At 76.7% G+C, this 3767-nt stretch carries 2 protein-coding genes and 1 pseudogene; all 3 read left to right on the top strand.

The features are described from left to right. Positions 1 to 364 precede the first annotated feature (364 nt). Entirely contained in the window at positions 365 to 1621 is a 1257-nt protein-coding gene (locus V7793_RS34960; protein WP_336013717.1) for an ATP-grasp domain-containing protein, read from the top strand. Beyond that, positions 1618 to 2442 (top strand): annotated as a pseudogene (locus tag V7793_RS34955) (Rossmann-like domain-containing protein); the annotation flags it as partial. The gene V7793_RS34960 and the pseudogene V7793_RS34955, both read left to right, overlap by 4 nt. A gap of 230 nt (positions 2443 to 2672) precedes the next feature. Then, positions 2673 to 3767 (top strand): PLP-dependent cysteine synthase family protein (locus tag V7793_RS34950; RefSeq protein ID WP_336013716.1); only part of this gene is annotated, 1095 nt, incomplete at its 3' end.

The raw sequence follows: 3767 nt of genomic DNA, 5'->3' as shown, positions 1-3767 counted from the left end.
GCGGCGGCGGGCGGCGCGGCGGCCGAGGCGGAGGAAGAGGAAGGGGACAGGGCTGTCGCGGTGGCGGCGACGGCGCACAGGACGGCGGCCGGGCGGGTGGGACGGCGCATGGATCTCGCAATCGGCGGGGGCGGGGTGTGCAGGGGGCAGAGGGCGTGCGGGGGCGCGCAGGGGGTGGAGGCGCGCAAGGGCGGCGCGGGACCGGTGGTGGCTGACGACGCAGCAGATGACAATGACAACCATTATCGATAGCGTGTGCGGGGTCAAGACGGGCCGCGCCGCCCCGAGGGCTCCCCCCGGCATGCCCGGGCACGCCCCGGACCCCCGGCCGGGACCGCCGACTGCACTACCAAGAGGGAGAGTTGTGGGACACCTGCTGATGGTCGAGAGCTGGGTCGGATCGATGAGCAGACTGCTGCCACGGGCGATCCGCGAAGCCGGCCACGAATTCACCTTCCTCACCCGCGACCTCCACCACTACCTGCGCTCCGCACCCGAGGGCACCGCCCACCCCCTGCTCTCCGCCCGCAACGTCGTCCGGGCCGACACCAACGACCCCGCCGCGCTGCTCCCGCACGTCGAGCAACTGCACGCCGCCCTGCGCTTCGACGGCGTCCTGACCTCCTGCGACTACTACCTCCCCACCGCCGCCCGCATCGCCGCCCGCCTCGGCCTGCCCGGCCCGCCCGTGCGCGCCGTCACCGACGCCTGCCGCAAGGACGCCACCCGCCGCGCCCTCGACCGCGCCGGCCTCCCCGGGCCGCGCTTCGCCGTCTGCCCCGACTGGACCGCCACCGCCGAAGCGGCCCGCGACCTCGGCTACCCCCTCGTCCTCAAGCCCGTCGACCTGTGCGCCGGCATGTACGTGCGCAGGGTCGACGACGAGGCCGGGCTGGCCGCCGCCCACCGCGCCCTCGCGGACTTCCCCGTCAACGCGCGCGGACAGCTCCGCGCCCCCGTCGTCCTCCTCGAAGAACTGCTCGACGGGCCCGAAGTCAGCGTCGAGACCGTCTCCTTTGGCGGAACGGCGCACGTCGTCGGCATCACCGACAAGAGCGTCGGCGGCGCCCCGGCCTTCGTCGAGACGGGCCACATGTTCCCCGCCGCCCTGGACCGGGCGCGGGCCGAGGAGGCCGCCGCCACCGCCCTGCGCGCCCTCGACGCCCTCGGCCTCGACGACGTCGTCGCCCACACCGAGATCAAGCTCACCGCCGACGGGCCCCGCGTCATCGAGGTCAACCCCCGCCCCGCGGGCAACCGCATCACCGAACTCGTCCGCCACGTCACCGGCATCGACCTCGCCGCCGCCTGCGTGGACGTCGCCCTCGGGCGCGCACCCGACCTGACCACCCGTACGACGGGCATACGCAGCGCCGCCGTCTCCTTCCTCGTCCCGGAGACCGCCGGCACGCTGCAGCACATCGACGGGGCGGACGGCGTCGCCGGCGCCCCCGGCGTGCTCGAAGCCTCCTTCGCCGAGCCCGGCACCGCCGTCAAGGCGAGCGGCAGCAACAACGACTACCTCGGGCACGTCATGGCCGCCGACCCCGGCGGCCACGGAGCACGCCGCCGCGCCGAGGACCTCCTCGCCGGCCTCGCCCCGAAGGTGGTGGCGCCGTGAACGTCCTCGCAGCCCTCCCCGCCCCCGCCATCTCCTGCCCCGACCTCGAACGGCGCGTCCTGGCAGGCGCGTACGGGCCCGACCCCCGCACCCTGCACATCAGTGCCGCCTTCACCACCACCCAGGCCGTACGCCACGAAGGCCGCCGCGGCGGCTACCGCAACGAGGTGCTCAGCCTGCGCGTCGGAGCCGCCGTCGGCTCGTGCGCCGTTGAACCCGGCGCCCTTCCCGCCGGCGCCGTCGAGGAGTGCGCCGGCACCGACGCCGCCACGCTCCTCGACCACCCCCTGCACGCCGTACGGGTGGCCGCCCTCGACGCCTACCTGATGCACACCACCCCGCACACCCCCGCCAACGGCGCCCGGCCCTGGGCCCTGCCCGCAGGCGACTCGCTGCGCAAGTCCCGCGCCCGGGCCCGCGCCGTCGTCAGCCTGCTGGACGCCCGCCCCGGGCAGCGCGTCCTCGTCGTCGGCGTCGTCAACTCCCTGCTGGAGGCGCTGCGCGAGCGCGGCCTGGCCTACGTGCCCTGCGACCTCAAGGGCGGTGTCACCGAGTGGGGCGAAGCCGTGCGCGCCGAGGCGCACGCGGAACTCGGAGACTGCGACGCCCTGCTCGTCTCCGGGATGACCCTCGGCAACGGCACCTTCGAGCCCCTGCGCGAGCACGCCCGGCGCCACGGCAAGCAGCTCGTGGCCTTCGCGCAGACCGGCAGCGCGATCCTGCCGCGGCTGATCGGCGCCGGAGTGAGCGCGGTGTGCGCCGAGCCGTACCCGTTCTTCTGGCTCGACGGCGGCCCCGGCGTCCTCCACCGCTACGGCGGGCCGGGCGCGCCGGATGCTTCCGGGGGCGCCGGCTCTCTCGACGCCTCCGGGGGCCTGGGCCCCCGCCGCGCTCCCGGCGGGCCGGGCGTCCTGCGTGCTTCCGGCGGCCACGGTGCGCTCGACGGCTCCGGCGGCTCAGGCGGCTCCGGCGCCCGCGAGGCTTCCGGCGGAGCCGGCTCCCTCGACGCCTCCGGAGGCGCGGGCTCCCTCCACTCCTCCGGAGGCCCGCGATGAGCCCCGTGCTGCAGGCCGCGCCCCGCGCCAACCGCGGGCTCCTCGCCCTCCTCGGCCGCACCCCGCTCGCCCGCATCGACGCCGGACTGCCCGGCCCGCACCCCGGGTTCTGGGCCAAGCTCGAAGGGCTCGGCGCCGGCGGCATGAAGGCCCGCGCCGCCGTCTCCATGCTCATGGGCGCCGAGGAACGCGGCGAACTCCTGCCCGGCGCGCCCGTCGTCGAATCCACCTCCGGCACCCTCGGCATCGGCCTCGCCTTCGCGGGCCAGGCCCTCGGCCACCCCGTCGTCCTCGTCGGCGACGCCGAACTGGAGCCGTCCATGCGGCGCCTCCTGCGCGCCCACGGCGCCCGGCTCGACATCGTCGACCGCCCGGCCGCCGAGGGCGGCTGGCAGGCCGCGCGCCTCGCCCGGCTGCGGCAACTCCTCGCCGCGCACCCCGGCGCGTACTGGCCCGACCAGTACAACAACCCCGACAACGTCGCCGGTTACGCCTCCCTCGCCGCCGAACTGGCCTCCGGCCTGGACCACCTGGACATCCTCGTGTGCAGCGTCGGCACCGGCGGGCACAGCGCCGGCATCGCCGGGCCCCTGCGCCGGCACTTCCCCGGGCTGCGCGTCGTCGGCGTCGACGCGACCGGCTCGACGATCTTCGGCCAGCCGGCCCGGCCCCGCCTGATGCGCGGCCTCGGCAGCAGCATCCACCCGCGCAACGTCGCCTACGACGCCTTCGACGAGGTCCACTGGGTCGGCCCCGCCGAGGCCGCGGACGCCTGCCGGCGGCTGGCGCGCGAGGCGTTCGTCAGCGGCGGCTGGTCCACGGGCGCGGCCGCCCTCGTCGCGGCCTGGGCCGCCCGCGTCCACCCCGGCGCCGTCGTCGCCACCGTCTTCCCGGACGGCCCCCACCGCTACCTCGGCACGCTCTACGACGACGACTTCACCGCAGCACACGGCCTGGACCTCGACGCGGCGGCCCGCCGCCCCCTGGAGATCCCGCACCCCGGAGCCGCGGAGGCGACGGGCTGGGCGCGGTGCACGACGGTGGTGGACCCCCTGGGCCCGGCGCGGGACGGCAGCGGTGCGGGGCACGCG

This window comes from Streptomyces sp. KLMMK (genome assembly GCF_036961605.1).
GTDB lineage: Bacteria > Actinomycetota > Actinomycetes > Streptomycetales > Streptomycetaceae > Streptomyces > Streptomyces telluris.
Note: the sequence above shows the minus strand (reverse complement) of the source record. Positions and strands in the feature narration are given on the sequence as shown.